General features: G+C 38.9%; 13 protein-coding genes. 10 read left to right on the top strand and 3 right to left on the bottom strand.

The window, feature by feature from the left end; translation table 11 throughout:
• The first annotated feature begins 2708 nt into the window (after positions 1-2708).
• From MKY44_RS30800 to MKY44_RS30820, 6 genes are all read left to right on the top strand, one after another.
• Positions 2709-2906: a hypothetical protein gene (locus tag MKY44_RS30800; protein ID WP_249913373.1), complete on the top strand. Its 198-nt coding sequence runs from the start codon at positions 2709-2711 to the stop codon at positions 2904-2906.
• The gene (locus MKY44_RS30805; RefSeq protein ID WP_341010346.1) at positions 2899-3543 is read left to right on the top strand and encodes a zeta toxin family protein; all 645 of its coding nucleotides are present in this window, start codon (positions 2899-2901) and stop codon (positions 3541-3543) included. The genes MKY44_RS30800 and MKY44_RS30805 overlap by 8 nt, the downstream gene beginning before the upstream one ends.
• A gap of 492 nt (positions 3544-4035) precedes the next feature.
• On the top strand, positions 4036-4419 hold the full coding sequence (locus MKY44_RS30810; protein WP_341010348.1) for a hypothetical protein: 384 nt from the start codon (positions 4036-4038) through the stop codon (positions 4417-4419).
• Positions 4420-6675: 2256 nt separating this feature from the next.
• The gene (locus MKY44_RS31595) at positions 6676-6834 is read left to right on the top strand and encodes a peptidoglycan DD-metalloendopeptidase family protein (protein ID WP_445670707.1); all 159 of its coding nucleotides are present in this window, start codon (positions 6676-6678) and stop codon (positions 6832-6834) included.
• 407 nt (positions 6835-7241) lie between these two features.
• The gene (locus tag MKY44_RS30815) at positions 7242-10379 is read left to right on the top strand and encodes a hypothetical protein (protein WP_341010349.1); all 3138 of its coding nucleotides are present in this window, start codon (positions 7242-7244) and stop codon (positions 10377-10379) included.
• Between the two features lie 159 nt (positions 10380-10538).
• Entirely contained in the window at positions 10539-11057 is a 519-nt protein-coding gene (locus MKY44_RS30820) for a DUF3916 domain-containing protein (RefSeq protein WP_341010350.1), read from the top strand.
• Between the two features lie 502 nt (positions 11058-11559).
• On the opposite strand, the gene MKY44_RS30825 is transcribed toward MKY44_RS30820, so the two are convergent.
• Positions 11560-12438, bottom strand: coding sequence for a LysM peptidoglycan-binding domain-containing protein (locus MKY44_RS30825; RefSeq protein WP_341010352.1), 879 nt, complete (start codon positions 12436-12438; stop codon positions 11560-11562).
• A gap of 409 nt (positions 12439-12847) precedes the next feature.
• On the opposite strand from MKY44_RS30825, the gene MKY44_RS30830 reads away from it, so the two are divergent.
• The 4 genes from MKY44_RS30830 to MKY44_RS30845 all read left to right on the top strand — a co-directional run bounded on the left by MKY44_RS30830 (position 12848) and on the right by MKY44_RS30845 (position 16275).
• Positions 12848-13681 (top strand): hypothetical protein, encoded by an 834-nt coding sequence (locus tag MKY44_RS30830; protein WP_341010353.1) that lies wholly within the window; start codon positions 12848-12850, stop codon positions 13679-13681.
• Positions 13682-13758: 77 nt separating this feature from the next.
• Positions 13759-14844 (top strand): hypothetical protein, encoded by a 1086-nt coding sequence (locus MKY44_RS30835; protein ID WP_341010354.1) that lies wholly within the window; start codon positions 13759-13761, stop codon positions 14842-14844.
• A gap of 206 nt (positions 14845-15050) precedes the next feature.
• Complete coding sequence (locus MKY44_RS30840) at positions 15051-15614, top strand: hypothetical protein (RefSeq protein WP_341010356.1); 564 nt, start codon at positions 15051-15053, stop codon at positions 15612-15614.
• A complete protein-coding gene (locus MKY44_RS30845; protein ID WP_341010357.1) occupies positions 15607-16275 on the top strand; it encodes a CPBP family intramembrane glutamic endopeptidase in 669 nt (222 codons plus the stop codon). The genes MKY44_RS30840 and MKY44_RS30845 overlap by 8 nt, the downstream gene beginning before the upstream one ends.
• Before the next feature lie 299 nt (positions 16276-16574).
• Here the strand turns inward: MKY44_RS30845 and MKY44_RS30850 are convergent, their stop codons facing one another.
• Positions 16575-17738 carry a WxL domain-containing protein gene (locus MKY44_RS30850; protein ID WP_341010359.1) on the bottom strand — a complete coding sequence of 388 codons (1164 nt, stop codon included), beginning with the start codon at positions 17736-17738 and terminating at the stop codon, positions 16575-16577.
• Complete coding sequence (locus tag MKY44_RS30855) at positions 17704-18747, bottom strand: COG1470 family protein (protein WP_341010361.1); 1044 nt, start codon at positions 18745-18747, stop codon at positions 17704-17706. The genes MKY44_RS30850 and MKY44_RS30855 overlap by 35 nt, the downstream gene beginning before the upstream one ends.
• Between the last annotated feature and the right edge of the window lie 38 nt (positions 18748-18785).

Raw genomic sequence — 18785 nt, forward strand, 5'->3', positions numbered from 1 at the left:
ATGTAAACGTATGTGCGTTTTCCTATAGAGTTTTCAGAGGGTCGCCTTGAACATATATCAGCAAAATCACAGGAAGAATGAGCGAAAAAAAACTTGAAGTTCTAAATTATGAGTATTTCCTTGAGTATGATATTGATAAAGAAGCTGTATTGACCGTTTGAGTTTACGTATATGTTTACGTAAACGTACGTGTGTTTTGAAAATAACTCCCAGATGATAATACCCTTGGGGTTGTATGTAACTAATATCTAACCACTCATTCAGATGCCTATATAAAATTGGTGGTTTAGCTCTTACCAAAGCATGTGTGGCTTATTAACTGTGGCTGTATGTTATTCCAAATTTCTCAGTCTACTCATTTAACAATTCCGAAACATAGCTTCTTAGTTGACCATATATCCCGCCCATTCCCTCTATTTCAAAGAGTTATAGACTGACGGTGATGACCTTGTGCTCGCTCATTTGATATCTATTAAAAACGTTTACGTATACATAAACGTAAACGTTATTCTGTTATAAGTAGTTATTATTTGAGTTGAAATGCTCAGCCTGGCTTGGATAGTGTAGGCTCAGTAGTATCAAATCGCCTTTGTTACTAGTAAGGAATATATCCCTTATCAATCCTGATTACGTTTATGTATACGTAAACGTATGTAGGGTCTTCAGAGGATCATCTTGAACTTATATCAGCAGAATTTCAGGTAGAATGAGAGGAAAAAGCCCATGAAGTTCTAAATTACGAGTATTTTCGTGAGTATATTACTCATAATGAAGCTTTATTGATTCTTTGAGTTAACGTATATGTTTACGTAAACGTACGTGTTTATGGAAAATCACGACTAGAGGCCAATATGCTGGGGGTGTATTTAGCCAGTATCTATTTATTCATTCAGATGTCTATACCCTTTATTTGAAAGAGTTACAGATTGACGGTAATGACCTTGTGCTCGCTCATTTGATATATGCTAAAATGTTTACGTATACATAAACGTAAACGTTTATTTATTTGAATTGAAATGCTCAGCCTAGCTCGAATAGTGTAGGCTCAGTAGTATCAAATCGCTTTTGTTTCAAGTATAAAAATATCGCGCTTATCAATTTTACATACGTTTACGTAAATGTAAACGTAAACGTATGTAAGTACAGGGTCTTCAGAGGATCTCATTGTACCAATATCAGCAGAATCTTAGGTAGAATGAGAGGAAAAAGCCCATGAAGTTCTAAATTACGAGTATTTTCGTGAGTATATTACTCATAATGAAGCTTTATTGATTCTTTAAGTTTACGTATATGTTTACGTAAACGTATGTGTTTATTGAAAATCATTCCTAGAGGCCAATATGCCGGGGGTGTATTTAGCCAGTATCTATTTACTCATTCAGATGTCTATACCCTTTATTTGAAAGAGTTACAGACTGACGGTAATGACCTTGTGGTCGCTCATTTGATATCTATTAAAATGTTTACGTATACATAAACGTAAACGTTTTTTCAGTTCTAAGTAGTTATTAATTGAATTGAAATGCTCAGCCTAGCTTAAATAGTGTAGGCTCAGTAGTACCAAATCGCTTTTGTTTCTAGTATAAAATATATCCCTTAGTACATACGTTTACGTGAATGTATGTGACTATAGGGTCTTCAGAGAATCGCATTGTACTTATATCAGCAGAATCTCAGGTAGAATGAGAGGAAGAAGCCTTTGAAGTTCTAAAAACGAGTATTTCCGAGATTATTTTACTCATGATGAAGCTTTATTGGTACTTTGAGTTTACGTATATGTTTACGTAAACGTAAGTGTTTTATTGAAAATAAACCCCGGAGGACGACACTCCTGGGGTTGTATGTAGCTAGTATCTAGCCACTCATTCAGATGTCTTTAAAAAATGTGGTTACCGTAATGACATTGGGCTGTTTCAAGTTTATTTCTCGTGAGCATTGGTATTGTCCATTTGATATCTTTTACAAACGTTTACGTATACATAAACGTAAACATTTTTCTGCTCTGAGTAGTTACTATTTGGACTGAAACGTTTGATATCTCTGGGATAGTTTAGCCTCAACAGGATCGACTCGTTTTTGTTTCTAGTATAAAAACATATCCCATAACAAATCACACATACGTTTACGTAAATGTAAATGTAAACGTATGTGCCTACAGAGGATCACCTTTAACTTATATCAACAGAGTATCAGGAAGAATTAGAGGATAACGTCTCTGATTTCTAAATGAAGAGTATTTTCCTGAGTATATTAACTAGCGTTCTGTAAATACTGGATTAATAGAAGATTTTTTAATGATGATGATGAAGGTAGCTTCTACGATCAGAGGATTGGTCGTACTAGAAAAGATATATATGATGAGCATATAGAGAAATTTGTAAGAAAAAATGTGTTGGAGTTTTTCGAGGAAAACTTGAGTATAGAGAATTGTATCCGTAACAACTCTTTATTGAACATACTGATTTAGAATTCCTTCGCAAAATATTTAAATTTTTTTATAGATGTGGTTATACCTTCTTATATTATAAAAGAGGTCAATATCTAAAGACTCATATTCTTAAAACCAGCTAATTATCATGGCTATTTTTTCAACACATAACAAAAGTTATGTATTAAGAGTTTGGGAAAATAATTGGTTATCAATACACAACCATGTTAATATGAATGTATAATTTCAACACATAACTATTGGAAGGTGGAACTTAATTATGAGTGGAATCAATCCAGATGATTTAAAGGATATTTTGAAGAGAGCTACACAATCAGCTCGTGAAGAGGCTAGAAAGAATGGTGTTGCTTCTGTTTATGAAGAAAACGGAGTAATGGTGAAGGAATACCCAGATGGTAAAAAAACAAAAATTATTTTCACACCAGAAGGAAGGAAAGAAGTAGCTTATCATGGATAAACCTGTAATGACTGTTTTTGCTGGTACAAATGGAGCAGGTAAAAGCACACTGACAAAACAATTAGTTGGTCAGGTCGGTGAGGTAATAGACCCTGATGCGATTGCTAAAAGAATTAATCCTGAAAATCCTGAATCCGTATCTCAATCGGCAGGAAGAGAAACAATTAAAAGGGTTCAGGAATGTATACATACCAGAAGCAGCTTTTCAATTGAAACGACCTTAGCGGGCAAAAATGCTATTCGTTTAATGGAAAAGGCTAAAACAGCGGGATTTGAAATAGACTTATATTATATTGGTCTAAAGGATGTTGAGTATCATATAAGCCGTGTTGAAATGCGTGTTGCTCAAGGTGGGCATAACATATCAGAAGAAGATATTAGACGCCGTTATGACCGGTCACTGAACAACTTACCTATTGCATCAAAGTTAGCTGATCGGGCTTACGTGTTTGATAATACTTCAGAGTTCACGGAGTTGTTGAAGGTTCAGAAAGGGAAGGTTAACTATCTCGTGGATAGGCTTCCCGAGTGGGCACAGCGTACCTTTGGACCTCGTATCACACCTTCTGATAAACTGAAACGTACTGAGTCTCTTTCGGACCAGATGCCTGAACAAGAGGATGAGCTAGAGAGGTAATGCTTGCTGATTATTTGATTAGGATGTAAAAGATATTGAGAGAGAATGAGCAGATTTAGAATGAAGATAATGAAACTCCCCGCAGCTTGCTGCGGGGAGTTAAACCCGTAACGTTAACTAGCCTTAGTTCATCTATGAGTAGAGAAATTAACGAATTGAATGGAAGCGTTAGAAAGTTGAGTTTGAAACAGTGAAGGGGATTGGCGTTTATGCCCAGGTAGGAAGGGTGGAGCTTTTGTCTTCAGGCGCTTCCATCGAAACAGTGATGAAAGTTGCTATTGCTTTGGGTATGACTGACTGAGTGACCTCGATGAACAATCGGCAGCAGTAATGGTTTAGCCTATTTATGTCTCGCAATGTTAAATACTTAATGTTTAGTATTTAACCTCCTTAAATATTAGGGGCCCTGCCGGGGCTCTTTTTCTTTTAAATAAGCGCGTCTTACGCCGCCGATAAACCGAATGAGAAATAAAAATTAAGGAGAGTGTAAATATGCACATAACAACAATTACCCCAACTTATGATTTTCTGATTGCTGATCTCTCAGGTAGTGATTATGATAAACTGATTATTACCAATCACTATGATTCCCAAATTGGTGGTATAGAACATCATATGTCTGAGGAGTTTACGGGTCTCATTCTAATTGACCATATGTCCAAGATAGGCGCGAAAAACAGTGAGAGGTTTCTATCCGGACATGTAATTAAGGGGAAGCTGGAAGTCGAATCTTTAACATACGTTATGTTGAACCGTAACGATCAACTGCGTGTGTTGAGTAACCGGACTCTAGTTCATCATTGTCCCAATTCGCTTAATACAAGAGTTTTAACTACGATTCAACAAAAGATGTTACATAAAGGATTCTCCATCTGATTCGTCGCTGAATATAATTAATCACATTAAGGTAAAAACCTAACCATTGTATGGTTGGTTTTTACTGTAACGGTAAATCGGCACATCGATTCATAGATACCAAATACACAAAAGGGTGTGTTTGGTATCTATGAAAGTACAATCAAGATAGAAAAAAACTAAATGGAGGAACTAGCGTACGTTTCAAGATTCATGATTTGTACGATAGTCACATTTTAAGCTGATTGACGGAGAATGCTTATTCAGGTATTAGGGTAGAGTGGGGGTTCGAATTCACAGAGAACGGCGCTAAAACCGTATGGATGTCATTCGATAGATGATCGATAGAAGTGTTCCAATGAACAGTTAATGGACTTAAATACATTGGTTATATGTATGAAGCTTTGAGTTGCTTGGAGTGATCAGTTGAAAGAGCATTACCGTGTTATTGTTTTTTAATAGGCATCACATAATTTAAAAAGAAAACCCTCGCGACCGTGGCGAGGGTTTTCTTTTTTGACAACATATGAAAATTAGATTGATTGAACCAGCATAAATAAGGAGATGCGCAATCAATAGCGGACTGAAATACGTAATCGATTTTCTTAATATCATCATACTATGTATGTAATTTGTATGAGATATTTAATTTAATTCGTGAGCAGATTTGAAACCCTACTGAAATACTAATGATAAATGTCGGATTTGTTGCATATATTTTCGACATATAATGCGGTAAAAACAAAACATATTGTACGATAAAAATAAAGCGATATATTAAACATATTATTTGTTCAATAAAAACATATATTATGATATATGTTTTTTATATGCGTATTTTTATTAAATATTTGTGTGTAAAATTAAGTGTAATAAACGGGCGAGAAAATATTATGAAATATTTAAATATAAAATGATTTATAATTAACATACTATGTATGTTTAAATAAACTTAATTAATATGATGATGATAGGAAAACAATTAAAACCCATAAAAATGAATAAATACACTATAATCTTACAAAAAAATCTGGATAACCATATAAGTTCGACAAGAACATCATAAAAAAGCCGACTTTTGGTCTTAACATAGAATATAAATCGATTGCAACGGTCCATAATTCGTTACCCTCTTTCGCGGAAAGATATCCAAAAATATTAAGTAGTGAAGAGATGGACTAGTCTGATCAACAAGCCGGCATGAATTGCGCTGGCCCCTCGTCACTCCTAAAACGATGTCGTTCCTACCCCACAATTCATACCGAAGAATCCCTCTCGAAGATCGTGCGGTACCAACTTTTCTCAGCACGTACTTTGTACGTACAAAACCAATTTCTGACGAAATAACCCTCTATTATTTGCACCCGATCTTCTCAACGGATTTAATGCCTGGTAAACCAAAAGCAGTCGAATCAACGCTGCGCTGCCGCTGCGCAAGACCGGTTTGAACAACGTACCCTACCACAATTTTCTGACAACTCCGATCAGCAGCGTGCAAATAAACCGGCGTGAATACTGCTCCTACAACCCTGCCCCGGTAAAACGTCAGTCGCAAGCGACCGGGGCGTAAATCCGGGCTGACAGACGCCCGGAAAATGTCTGAACGTTGTAGCAATGTTGTCATACGCTTTGACTCACCGTGCGATTAACGACAATTTTTAAGAATCGCATATTAACGCTGTTTTTTCGTAACGGAATATGTGGCGTATTTGCTTCGTATCTCGCATCGAACGTTTCGAACGCTTGCCACGCCTGGATTTTTCGTCATCACAAACTATGTTCACGTTGAATCGGAATGTGTTAGGGTTAAGAGCATAAGAAACACGTATGACATTCCACTTCGCTCCACGTCAGTCGGCATAGCCGACCGTGTTTCCCACTGCGTCGTTTCGATGCGTTGCATCTCGACTCCTTGCCCCTACGAGGTGCTCATTCGAAGCTTTCTATTTGGACGCTTCTAAGGTTTGAAAAGCATCACTTCACTTTCGTTCAAAACCCGTAGTTTCTCTCTTTCGCTTCGTGAAAATCGAGGACAGTTTAACGACAATTGCCTTCGGCAATGCTAATCAAACGATTACGTTTCATTAGCAAAACGCGAGCGAAACATTGTACGTACAGCAATCTATAATATTGGTCGTCAACGACATGCTTTGCCGACCAAAGAGATATTAACAAATTTAGCTGCGGGAGACATGCTCCCTTTCCAAATTTCATCGTTGTGCACATGAGAAAGAGATAATTACTTCCTTACAATTTCCCCAAAGCTGCAAGAATAGTATGTATGTACATGTGGATCATGAGAGCGGCTATATGACTAACTATGCGAATCTGTCTTCAATTAATTCCCATATAGGTGATCAAGTATCCACGGGAGCTGGGTGTGGGTTAAGCGGTAACAGCGCTGGTAACCATACTAGAAAGATTGAACAGGTTTAAGAGATGATCAGGGTATTAGTAAAATAAATGTAGTTAGGGGATGGACGTAATTCAGAAGATACAGACTCTACATATTCCAACACAAAAAAGAAGCAACTCATTTAAGCTGCTTCTTTTTTGTTTACTGATAACAAGACGATGGAACACACAAATAGGACGAAATTGTGCTGATAAAGGCATGAAACATACATATCAGCTTAGGAACTAAAACCCTGAATTATCATTTTCACATTTTATTTGAAATTTGATGGAGATTAAACACTATGTAAGATAAATTGGATTTTCCTTTCGTGGGCCATCACTGAGGGTGACAAGCTACACACGCTACCGTCTGGAGAAATAACATACGGACGAGCGAGTGCCGATAAAGGAAGGTAAGTACAAGAAACAACAAAAGGAGGGACATCGTGAATTATACATATAAACCAGATGATATGTTCTACGATGTATCATCTTTGAACAACGTATTCATCATCACTTGGTGGCTACCTGCAGCGAACGCCATCATTCTTTCTTACCTGGATGATAGTCTGATCATCCAAGGGCAGAAGAGCGAAGACTACATCAGTAAGTATATCTATAAACAAAACCCGTATCTTCGTTCAAATAGAACCGAAATTGTTTTCGAAAATATTGGCAACACCGGATTCATTCGCGAGTTCAATCCAAATACAAATCAAAATGGCGGACAACTTGGAATGCAGAGCTTTGCCAAACGTTTGGGCCTAACCAACGCATACACATATTTGAACGCAAACATAAACAATCGTGATCAAGAAGCAAATGGGATTAAGTTCGATCCCGCCTTTTATCCCGTCAAACAAACGGACCCAGACTATGAAGAACATCGCCACGGATACCGGTTTGGATACAACTCGAAAAACTATCACTTAACGATTCTGGCCAATTTGCTCTCTAGGGTACATCAAGGTTACTTTACTCCACGATTTATCAATAGACCAGTGCTTATCGATCCAGAAACACCACTTATGGCAACCACTCTTCGTGCTTACCACAACGAGCTGTTTGATGATACATGGCGCAGTGATATGCCAAAACGGCTGGCTTACGATAAAAGCACGGATCCACAACAGATCGGCGATTACACCACACTTGGCTGGTTGATACGAAAAGGGTGGTTACTAAGCGGTCGCTATATCGACGTAGCTCGCTTAAACGAAAAATCTCAAGACATCGATTTTAAACGTATGCTTGGAACACTTGGACTTCAAATCAAGGAATCCCATAAAATCGATAATTATCAGCAGGTAGATACACTTGAGGAGTTCGCTGATCGACTGAGCTGCAACATCTTTGATGTCTTGAATCTCCAAATTCTCTTTGAACAGAAAATCTATCAAAAATCGTTCAATGTACGAGGCCGGCTTCTCATTGACTATCCGCAAACCATTTATGGTCCGAGAGAAGGACGTCCACTTGAAAATCGAGAAGCACAAGTTGATACGGAAAACTACTTAAACGTACGCAGAAACCGACTTACTCGTGACTCGACAAGTGCCTCATTCGTTGAATATGCCATTGCTCCGTATAAGCCGATTAAAGACTTCGAGAAGGTTTCCTTCATGTATCCTTCGGATAGCGAAGCAGCGAAACTTGGTATTACCCCAACGGACATTCTGGAAGACACAAAGAACTTTTTTGAACAAAACGTTACCAGTGATCCAAGCGATCCTGCATACCAGGACTTCATGCAGATATATCAATTCTATGATTCAATTCGCGGACGAAACTTCAACAGTTCGAAATCTTACCAGGAATATTATCCAAAAGGAAAGGAGAGTGTGGGTAAACAATACATCAACGAGCTGATGTCTCGGTATAATACCAATTTGTTCTACTTCCGCGTAGATGAAATGGGTTGCGTCTATCGTTCTACCTGTTTTGCTAACTTTTCTATTGGTGGCGTACACGGATCTGAAATCAACGTGAAGCGTTGCGAAGAAGACCATGAAGAATGCAACAGGGAGCATATTATTCAGAACTACGTGGAAAGTTTATATACATCGATTGCTGAAGCTCTCAATGGTGAATTCAAGATTAAGATCCCCAATCATCTGCAGATTCCAAAGCGGCTGCAAGGTAAGATTAGCGAAGATCGTACAATCAAACTTCAAGAGTTTACAAAATTCGGTTCATTCAAAGGGGATGTGATATGGCGGGACAAAATGGACACTGAATTATTCAATAAAAGCTCAACCGGGAGTTGGAGCATACAATCCAAATACACTTATGTCAGCGCCGGGGCCAGTCATCATCATGACTATGAATCCTTTTATCCGCTGCTCCTTTCTCGCTTATCCGTTTTTGTTAATCCAAGCTACCACGGATATAAGGAAGATGGTGCGCCAATAGATCCGTATTACGACATGTACTTGGATCGAGCTGCGAAAAAAGAAGAATCGAAAGATCAATCACTTCCGGAAGAAGATCGTAACGACGCTGATATAGAGCAAAATTCACGCAAACTGTTGATTAACGCAGCTTCCGGCATGGGTGATGCAAAATTCGAAAATAATATCCGTGCTAACAATGCAGTAATTTCGATGCGGATCATTGGGCAGCTTTTCGCCTGGCGTATTGGACAGGCACAGACATTAGCCGGTGCTCGCGTACCTTCTACGAATACAGATGGGTTATATACGATGGACATCTCGGCTGAAGAGAGCGATCGCATTCTGAAAGAAGTTTCAAAAGACATGTATATTAAAATTGATACCAAGCGACTCGATCGACTCGTATCCAAAGATTCAAATAACCGCTTGGAAAGTCATAATGGGATAATTACATCTGCCAAAGGTGGGACGATCAATTCCTGGGAAGGCCCGCAACTCACACAAAACTTAGATCATCCCGCTATTATTGATTATGTACTAGCGAAATACTTGGCCAATATAGAATTCCCAAATCCAGTTAATGACTCATTCAAACGGTCATACATGGATAATATTCTTCGTGACTTCATCAATGAGCATGTGAGTAAGGGTACACCACATGTAGTGCTAAAATTCTTCCAGTGGATCATTTCAAGTTCGAGCGAAACTCACCGCTATGTATACGCGAAATCCTTTCAAAAAGAAACCGGTGAAATAAATCTACTGAAGTTGCCGTTACATAACCGGGTATTCATGATTAAGGATCTCGGAAGAGAAGCTTCTCAGGAGTTGAGGTTAGCTACTCGCACCCGTATCAATAGTGCCTCGTGGGATAAACGATACAAGGAATATCAAAAAGGAGATCGTTCGTATTCTACGATATGGGATCATGATGAGGATGCGTTACAAATTCTATTCGAAAATGGGTTCGACCTTAAAGGACATAATCGTAACCAGGCATCAATGTATTACAAAGACGAAGCTAAAACCCAAAAAATCAAAAGTATGCCGGACAATCAGCAAGTCGCCATATTTAATAATTCTATCGTAGATCTATCCAATGATTGGGCGGTTGCCATAATTCAGGCAATTGACCTGAATGCTTATGTGGACATGGTAGAGAAGACATTCCAATTGTGGTCAAACCAATAAGAAGAATAAATTAAACCTGAGACATCCCATAAGGGACGTTTTTTTGTAAAACAGTTATCAACTAGTTAGAATAAGTAGTTGACTAGTCTTTTGAAGTAAACTTAGATAGGCTGTATAATCAAAACTTTTAATGTTAAAAAGAAGGGACGACTCCTCGTCATGAATTCTAAAAACAAAAAAGCCCGGGGCGCCCGACGAAATGCTGATCGTATCATCCGACGAATCGAAGCATATACCGAACAATTTCCCGAAATCAGTTCATTTCAGAATGATTGCTGGCATCTCGAAATGCCTGCCTCACAAGCTTTTCTTCTTTCTGATCAAACACCCAGAAAAGAAAAAAGGCGTATCCTTCAAACAATGATTGATCGTGCTGAACATTTAATGCATCATCGTCCAAGAAATTACGAGTTATCTCAGGTAATGGTAGTCTTAGACATCGGCGACCTCTGGAGTTCTCAAATCATCATTGGTACAGAAGCAGCGGATTTTGACCGATTTATTCATCCGATCAATCCGAACCTTCGACGAGTCGAACAACCAGATCCAGGGAAACTCAGAAGGGAGTGGGCACTGAACATTCCGCATCACTGGCAGACAACCGGATTCCGTGAGTTTATCCGTAAAGAGAATCATCAGTTGGAAGGAGAAATATGGTTTGCTGGAGTATGGAGTTGAACCCAGATCAAACGCTTAAACCCGTAGTATCCGCTACCCATTAACTAATTGGGCTCGTAAAAAGCTACGGGCTTTTTTAATACTCTATTTTATGGAATATCAATTGTGATTCTTATATGTATTTAATTTGTTTAGAAATAAATATGATATGCAATAATCGAATGTTTTAATATTTTGTATTAATAATATGTGTTTTATATGTGTGTAATTTGTTTTGTGTTACTTAACAGTTATAGGATACGGAAAAAGGAGAAATACATATGAAATATGAACCGGAGGAAAGGGTATAACTTTCAAAAATATATAAGAAACTCAGATAGCACACAGTGGATTGAACCATCGCTGTGAACCTCTTACGTGATTCCACAGGGGAATTGAAGATACAAGAGAGCAGTTCACAACCAAATTTCTAGATATAACAGAACCAACATCATTGGCAGTAACAGTAAAGGCTCTGAACAAAAATAAACCCCTTCCAAAAATAACTGGATGGGGTTTATTTTTATTCACCGTTAAGCTCCGGCTGTTTCGTTTCTCCTGGAAATATTAGAATCTGACCAGCTCGTATTACATCTGCATCGTGAAGAGCATTTAGTTCAAGGAGCTGTCCTAATGAAACGCCAAACGCGTTACTCAAAGTGAGGAGCGTATCTCCATCTTCCGCGACATAATACAGGTAATCCGAAGCGTTCAAGTCCTGGACCAATCGAAGCCGCTTAGAACCATCAATCTGGACAGATAACAGACGCTTCGCTTCGATATCTGCAGCGACCGGAGCCGTACCTATGGAGGTATCCGGGTCGACGCTAGGTGGAACTGAAACGGAAGAAGCAACTGTTCCAGATGTAACCTCATTCTCTGAAGAGGGATCTCCAGCATCTGAACTATTAATTTTATCATTCTTCTGGGCTTGAATGGTTTCTAGTATCGTTTGTACATCATCGTCTGGCATATCCCCCAGATAACTCAGAAGATCATCTTTCGTAACGTCTACGTCTGAACCTGGTAGAACTACGATATGCGGAGAACTAGGTGAGTTCTCTGTATCCAGCTGATCATTACTAGAAACTGAAGGTACTACAGTCACTGGCTGTGAAACCTTCGCGCTCAAAATTTTACCTGGTAAATCCAGAGTGAAAAATAAAACAAAAAATAGGGTGACACTTGCAATTGTGACGATCGATGCGATGTTCGTCTGCCGGATTTTGGCTCTAGTAACTTCCTTTTGTGGAAATTCACCTTTGAGCATCGTTTTAAGTTGTTTAACATGTTCAACTTCAACAATGTTCGAATCCGGATCGGACGCAGACTCTCCGAAAATGTCTGCATCCTGCTGTAATACCGGTGGGTCCTTTTTTCGATTAATCTTGAAAAATGACATTAATTGTTCACTCCCTTTTCCTTATAATATTATAACGAATCCTCTTGATTCTCACAAGATAAATACTTCATATTGTAATTGTAAATCGCTGAACATAGAGTGATTTACAAAAAATATAAACGTTACTTCTACCGATATGAGTAAGAATTTAACTTACTTTAATATCATTGCTGATTCTTCACATGTTGATTACTCATTTAATGGAAAAATAACCTATTTTACAAAAGCAGGACATAGCTTCAATTCTCCTATATACAAACGAGTAAGAATATAAGGATAAGCTAATAAAAGTTTATCAATTTATTCTTAAAATGTTGTGTGTATAGTGTTTTTAACGTATAATTTTTATGATACATACTAAAAATGTAGCTATAATGAAAAATATAAAACCTAAAAAGGACACATTGATATGTCAAAATTAACGAGAGAACAATTCGGCGTTGCAGTAGGTGACATCATTATCGTTCGAGGTACCGTAATGTTTGCAAAGCTCGATAAACCTGTTGATGGAAAGGCGCTCGACAAGGTAAATCAACGCCGCGTGGAAAAAGGAATGAAGGAAACTAAACCTTTCCGCAGGATCACGATCAAGAATCCCAGTTTTATACAAGGAGAAGACACTCCACTTGCAAAATTCTACGAACAAAATATGTACCAGAACAATATGACACTTGAATCGAAATCCCCATTTCCGCCGACATATAAACACCTACAAAACGGTGTCTCTGTCATGATCGAAGATCCTCAAAAAAACCCGGCAATCGGTCAAGAAATTATGATCCAGATTTCAGCATTTCAATCAAAAGGATTCCCATACCTCGGATCTGGACTTGACGTCATTATTTTTCCAGAAGGGCCCTTCGAATTATATGAAGCTAGTAGGGCTGAAGACAAGTTATCAGGCTTCGGTAAATCATTTGATCTTCCTGCAACTGCGGACATTCTTGATCTGGGAAAAATGGCTTTAGAGATAAGAAATTCACCTTTTAATGGTATAAACAATAGCAACATAAACGGCAAATACGTATCCCTACAAACGAAGGACATGATGCAAACTGACGCCACTGACGTTCCTGTAGTAACGAAAACAACCAAGACAAGTCCGAAGATGCTTAACGGAAAAGAATCTAATGAAAAGACGGAAACAATAAACATTGACTCTCCATTTGGCCCAAACCGAAATTCCGAGTTCACCGAAAAAACTGGCATAAGCAGCACCAGCACACTTAGCCGATTTACATAAGGAAAGACGTAACAAAGGAGCAGTCACCGGGGGCATTCGCTCTTCGGTTTTTTTATGGTCTACGAAAGGAGACTCATATGAATACATATCCAATGGTTCATCCGCTACTCTTTAGCCAAAACCCATTGATTACAAAGTTGTCAGCTGATCCTAACTGGACAGTATCCGACGATGAGAAGCGCCCAGTAAACGCAAAGATTTTGCTTGAAACTTACGAAGTTTATAACGCCAAACTTGGCGAAAACAAAGAGTGGCCACTAGTTACGCTCCCTGAACTCGATGCAGATGAGAATTTGGAATGTGTCAATCGGGCTTACCGGCTTCGTGCCAGAGAAAACCGCGTAATTGCCATCGACGTCGAACCTATCGCACCCGATTGGATGAAGCATCAAGTACTCCATTTCCCAGCACAGTATACCGAATTATCTAAAAATGGAGGTGTCCATGCACTTATTCTTGTCCCTGAATATTTAATCAACGACGATAACCGATACCTCTTCGACGATCTGTCCGTATTTAAAGAGCCAGTACCGAAGGACAAGAACGGTAAAGATATGCGTTCCGCTTATTTTGAAGTGATATTTAACGATCATTACTTGACGTTTACGAAGCGTATGCTTACGGGAAAACCTTGCGCAGACTATGAAAATGATCCCGTTGCTGTGCAAACTCTCGAATCCTTCCTAACAAAAATTTTGGAAATGGATTACAAAAAGCAAGCCGAGCGAGAAATTGCCAGACAATATCGAATCGATATGATCGATAGAGAATTAGATGAACAAAAGCAAGCAGATATCCGCTTATTCTTGGACATGGAAGTATTCGATAAAGCTAGGGCGAAAAGTATCGAACGAAAAACACATGACTTTGGGGGAGATGCGTCTCGATATGAAATGAGCGTTGCCAATGGTATCGCATTTTACGTGATTCGAAACCACAACATAGCTCTGGACACGGATTCTACTCGAGAACTTGCCGAATCGCTAAGCGAAAAAGATCTCGCTTATGCCATTTATCTCATGCTTCAAGACGCTGTTCCGCCTCGTGAGAAACACGATGAATACCGAAACGACATGCCTTGGTTACTATTCACTTCCAAACGAGCTTACGAGTATGTAAAAGCGAAGAATGACCAGCGAAAAACACACCGCTCCAAATCCTAAGTTACTCAAACGGGAACAGGATGTGACGTATAACCCGCCCAGGAGTCGGAACTGCTACAACCTAACAGGAATCATCGAGGCCAGCTAGTTTGCCGAAGAACTTTGTCCCGCGCCTGCATTAAACCCTCCAATCAGAGGCGAAGGTCGAGACATCATATCCCAAGTCTAAAATTAAAGTCGCAAACGAAAAAAGGGAGAAATATAACGTGCCTAAAAACATTCAAACCGAACATATTGTTCGCATGTTTCCATTCGAATTTTACGATGAATTGAGTGGCCAACTTGCCGGATTTACAATCATGAATTCTGCTTTTTTCTTAGAAGGCCACATTCATATCAATGAAAATAAAAAACGAGAAATGTTCGAAAGCAACAGAGAAAAAGTCGAAAAACACACACTGAATCAAAACAATATACTGAGCGTTGAACCGATTGGCGAGTTGCTTATGCTGGATACTTGCTGTACTAACGAACAAAAAGAAGCAATTCTAAAAGGCGGGCTACAACGAAGCCAAGTCCCAATCTCAATTCTTGCAGTACAGCTTTATGATTCTTCTGCCCAGCCGGTCTTAGCCTCCGATGTAAGTGAGGAGACGATAGCCCGTATCCCAGAAATCTTGTGGGATGATCCGAATCTGCTGATCGCCATTGTTTCTCTTACTGAAGAAGGTCCAAATGTCGGTATTCTGAAATCTCCGGCGCACATTGAACGTATGGTTTTTGAAAATACTGAATCTGCAGAAACTAACGAGGAGCAGCACCATGAATAGAGCTAACTCTTACCCATTCTTCAGATGGCCATCCATAAAAAAAGTGTTTGGTCGTGAATTATACCAAGCGATCGCTTTCCTTCTCAGTCCACAGCTGTTTCCGATCGCCGTTTTATTAGGAACGATATACCCTGCATATACCGCACTCATAAACATCGTGTCTATCTTAATCGGTATTTTCATACTCATCTTCGCGATCCGCATTATACAGAAACGACAGCGCGAATATGGTTACGCCACCCGAGTTAAAATTCTTCCCGTTTTAGGCGTCTTCCTTGGCTGTATAATTGCTTTAATTCTGGTGACCTACATATATGGATTATTCGAACTTACTCTGGCGTCACAGCCAAACCAGGTATCTTTGGACACCATGGTTGGCCGGTTCCCAGTCCTGATGTTCTTCATGATTGCGATTTTGGCGCCTGTAACCGAAGAACTTGTATTCCGTGAACTGCTTCCAAACATACTTGGCGCTAGTTATGTTAGCTTTTTTACATCGAGTTTTCTTTTTGTGGCCATACATAGCCCATCAGGTATCTTAGGGTGGACGTCTTACGGGATAATGGCCGCGGGTTTCTTGTACGCAAGGCTAAGTCAAAGGAGTATTTACGCTGCAATCGCGGTACATATCTTATGGAACATCGTTAGTATCATCACTTGAAGGGGAAAAATAAATTCGTTTTACGATGATCCCTGTAGACATTTTCTTTAGTTATCTAGAGCCCTCATCAATAAATTACATGAATGTATCGAAGGTGTAGATCTTCGGTGATAAAAGAAAGTGGGTTTGTTGAACTTTGTTTTTAAATTGAATGAATCGAGCTATGTGACCTCATTTCGCAGTCCGAAGCAAGCCAGCATATATAATCCAAAAAAATTAAGAGCCCAGACAAGCAGAATTGCTTGCCGGGGCTTTTTTGTTCTTATTAACAAAGCTCTGAATTCCTGAGCTATTCCTTTTTAAAGCCCAGTCCCAATCACATAGTTAACTGTAGCTTTGTATACTCCTGATCGAGTACCAACCATCTGACCCACTTGGATGTTACCGTCACCTTCTTTGCTTACTACCTCTAGAGTTTTAGGTACGGTCAGATGATTTTCTACTCGATAATTATATGATCCCGATCCAAATCCCGGATCAGCACTAAGTATAGTTTTACTTGCACTACTCAGCGTAATACTTCCTGTGTTAGGTCCATAAGTTGGGTCTACTGCCTGACCAGATACATGTGTAAGTTGTGTTGTTTGCAACGTTACCGCAGAGGCAGGTAACTTTAGAACAATTGTAGCATTAGTACCAGATGGATCTACGAGTTGTTCACTCATGAAATCCGTTGAAGATACTTTTAACTTCCATCCTTTAGCTTCCCCAGTATTGTCTGTCACGGAAGCGTTACTTGAAGTCTGGCTAATCATTGTTTTATTGTAGTCCAATTCCACATCATTAAATGAACCTGACGATATGTAAAACTCGAGCTCTCCTCCAATAACTCCTACTTGAGTATCTCCTGAAACCGGTACAGTATTGGACGTTGAATTAACTTCTACGTTATCTATATATAATTTATAAGAGCCACCGTCTTGAGAAATGATTGAATCAAATCGAATTTTGAAATTAGTAGCACTGGCTGGTGGAGTTGCTCTCAGAATGAAGTCTGAGTATCCTACTGTTGCTGATGTTACAGGACTGCTGGTTACTTCCCCTACTAACGTATCGGCATTGTCGTAAAATACGATTGCATAGTTAAGACTTGCATCTGCTATATTTACGATTTTACTTTTAAACTTAAGAGTTAATCCTTGACCTTGTACGATTGGATAACTATCACTAATTACTCTAAGGTTATCTCCGGCAAGACTGGCACCGTTTTCTGCTAAGATTTGAGCCTGACTTCCTTCGTATGGATCTTCACCGGTGACCGCTGCTTGTAGGGACTGAGGGGTATTACCTATTGTCCCAAAGGACCAATTCGCACCAGAACCTCCAGCTGCAGGACCCTCGAATCCTCCATTTTGAATTAAGTTCGTTGCTGCTGTTGCTTGACCTGATCCTATAACAGACAGTGCTAATGCTGCTGATAACAAGATGCTAGGTAACTTCTTTAACACGTTCTTCTTTCTCATCCTTTTTTCTCCTTCTTAAAAGCAATATTATTATGACAATCATTAAAAGTATAATGATCGATATAACTACGATGATCCAAATCCAGAACTCTTTAATGAATGCCCAAAATCCTAAATCATAGGGGTTACCTACGTTATCAGCTTTGTCCATCGCGTTCATTAGATCTGCAGTGGTTACTTGGAAATGATATGTACCTCTTAAAGTTGCTTCATCATACTTAACTTCATACTCTAAATCATACTTTCCAGGTGTTAGAATATTGGGCACATTTAGATCGTAAAGACCCGTTGTATTCACATACACAGAATCCATAGTGTAAGTCTCTTTAACAAGTACAGTACCGTCCTTGGCTTTCAATATTAGAATTCCTTGAGGCTTCTCAAGAATAGTACCTTTATTTATGTGAGGTACAAAAACGGTTAGCAATCCATCATTATTGAATGTATGAGATAACTTTCCTATGTCCATTTTACGAGTGGATTTCTCGATATCCACATTCAATACAACTTGCAAGGGTAATTGAGTGTTGGAATTGGTTTGTGTGCTCATGCCTGAGGTTGCGGTCGCTTCTTCAGCAGGAGTGAATTCCTGAGACACTATCGCAGCTATGTATTGACCAGGTTTTGTATCTTTTGGGACGTTTACAGTAAATACAAATTCTTTACTTTCGTTAGGTTTTAACTTTACTTTTTCAGGAGTTTCTTTTATCCATTTTCCAAATAGAGATGGAACAGTCTCTTTAAGTGGATATGTCCAACCACCTCTTAGATCTGAAAGTACATCCGTGGGGTATATTGTAAACTCTTTTTCTTTCTTACTAACATTATTCACTTTTACCTTTACTTTTACTTCATCTCCTGGCTTAACTGACTTCATGAACCCGGTAGAACTTTCAGAGTTTTCAATCGAAGCTGTGAAGGAGCTTATGCTAGTATCAGCGTACGTTCTTGTTGAATACATGGTAAGAGAAACTAAAAACATCAACATTACTATTTTAACTTTATTCATTTGGCATATCTCCTAAGGCATACTGGATGAGAACCAGA

The sequence above is a fragment of the Paenibacillus sp. FSL R7-0026 genome, assembly GCF_038004485.1.
Classification (GTDB): domain Bacteria; phylum Bacillota; class Bacilli; order Paenibacillales; family Paenibacillaceae; genus Paenibacillus; species Paenibacillus xylanexedens_A.

Bases quoted from the DNA above. Each gene is read 5' to 3' on its own strand.
- MKY44_RS30810 (WP_341010348.1), top strand. From the start codon at position 4,036: ATGCACATAACAACAATTACCCCAACTTATGATTTTCTGATTGCTGAT.
- MKY44_RS31595 (WP_445670707.1), top strand. From the start codon at position 6,676: ATGTATGTACATGTGGATCATGAGAGCGGCTATATGACTAACTATGCG.
- MKY44_RS30855 (WP_341010361.1), bottom strand. From the start codon at position 18,747: ATGAATAAAGTTAAAATAGTAATGTTGATGTTTTTAGTTTCTCTTACC.
- MKY44_RS30830 (WP_341010353.1), top strand. From the start codon at position 12,848: ATGTCAAAATTAACGAGAGAACAATTCGGCGTTGCAGTAGGTGACATC.
- MKY44_RS30835 (WP_341010354.1), top strand. From the start codon at position 13,759: ATGAATACATATCCAATGGTTCATCCGCTACTCTTTAGCCAAAACCCA.
- MKY44_RS30805 (WP_341010346.1), top strand. From the start codon at position 2,899: ATGGATAAACCTGTAATGACTGTTTTTGCTGGTACAAATGGAGCAGGT.
- MKY44_RS30845 (WP_341010357.1), top strand. From the start codon at position 15,607: ATGAATAGAGCTAACTCTTACCCATTCTTCAGATGGCCATCCATAAAA.
- MKY44_RS30850 (WP_341010359.1), bottom strand. From the start codon at position 17,738: ATGAGAAAGAAGAACGTGTTAAAGAAGTTACCTAGCATCTTGTTATCA.
- MKY44_RS30800 (WP_249913373.1), top strand. From the start codon at position 2,709: ATGAGTGGAATCAATCCAGATGATTTAAAGGATATTTTGAAGAGAGCT.
- MKY44_RS30820 (WP_341010350.1), top strand. From the start codon at position 10,539: ATGAATTCTAAAAACAAAAAAGCCCGGGGCGCCCGACGAAATGCTGAT.
- MKY44_RS30825 (WP_341010352.1), bottom strand. From the start codon at position 12,438: ATGTCATTTTTCAAGATTAATCGAAAAAAGGACCCACCGGTATTACAG.